Annotated in this window: 1 protein-coding gene; it reads left to right on the top strand. The window is 59.6% G+C overall.

The genetic code is table 11. The features are described 5' to 3' along the window. The coding region (locus H6A60_RS11455; RefSeq protein WP_500691537.1) for a DUF8727 domain-containing protein at positions 1-1,153 on the top strand (1,153 nt) is incomplete at its 5' end. Positions 1,154-1,257: the final 104 nt, after the last annotated feature.

The raw sequence follows: 1,257 nt of genomic DNA, 5'->3' as shown, positions 1-1,257 counted from the left end.
GGGCGAAACCGCGCGCTACCGCGATCGTGCGGCATCCATAGCGGGACTTCCGGTTTCGAATCTCGCGGGCGCACAGCTTGCGGACTATCTCGTCGATCGTGTTCGGGTCTGGCGCCGCTACGACCGCAACACGATTCTCAATCTCTTCATTTCGCTCACGCAGAATTTCCTCACGATCTTTGCGGGCGATCCGGGTACAGGTAAAACTTCCGGCGCCGAAATTGCCGCGCACGCGCTCGGTCTCACGACACTTGATCGAAATCTGGGTGATGCGCAACGCTCGCTCTGGAAAGAGCCGAGCGACGCAAATCGTTTCCTGCCGATTTCAGTCGAACGCGGATGGACCTCAAAACGAGATTTCCTGGGGTTCTTTAACACCCTGGCAGGGAGGTTCGAAAGTCCCGACATTCGCCGCTCCGACGCCTTCCGACAACTCGACGCTGAAGCGAAGGCGGGTTTTGACGACATCCCCTTTCTGATGCTTCTTGATGAAGCAAATTTGTCGCCCATGGAATTTTATTGGGCGGACTTCATGAATGTCGCCGACTCAAGAACTTCGCTCTCGAGCATTTCCCTTGGCGACGGCGCTCGATACGCAGTTCCCGAGTCGCTTCGCTTCATTGCGACAATCAACAACGACTTTACGACTGAAACGCTTTCACCGCGCCTGATCGACCGTGCAACGGTCATCACCTTGCCGGCCCCGGACCGTTCATCGCTCGCCAATGTCGAACCCTCCCTTGACCTTGACACGCCGCATCCGATCGTGTCACGTTCGGCTCTGCAAGCGTACTTTGGCAACCGTCCCGTCACGGAGAACGTGCGCGCGGCACTCGACGAAGCAGTGGACGTCATGACCGGAACGGGCTGCGCCGTCTCCGCACGAACCATCCGTGCGATGTATCGTCATGCGGCTGCCGGCGCCGCCGTCTTCGAGACGAAGGACGGCCGTTCGCCCCTCTGCTGGGCGTGCGACTTCGCGGTTGCGCAGAAGCTTCTCCCGAAGATCAACGGCAGCGGCGAAGCGTATCGTTCGGCACTCGAAGCCATGAGAGAACTCGCCGAAGAACGCCGCTGGACAAACTCGAGCCGCACGCTTGAGCGCATCCTCACGCGCGGCGACGCGAATATGGGCGACTATGCATTCTTCTGAGCCGTTCATGCACCCGTTTCTTTCGCCGAAGGACGCATCGGCCCGGCCGATTGGTGCTGCCTCGTCGTCACGTTTCAGTGCACCGCTCGACGTCCGTTCCGACA

It is taken from the genome of Sutterella massiliensis (genome assembly GCF_016899755.1).
In the GTDB taxonomy this organism is placed as follows: domain Bacteria; phylum Pseudomonadota; class Gammaproteobacteria; order Burkholderiales; family Burkholderiaceae_F; genus Sutterella; species Sutterella massiliensis.
This window is presented reverse-complemented; position numbering and strand designations above follow the sequence as displayed.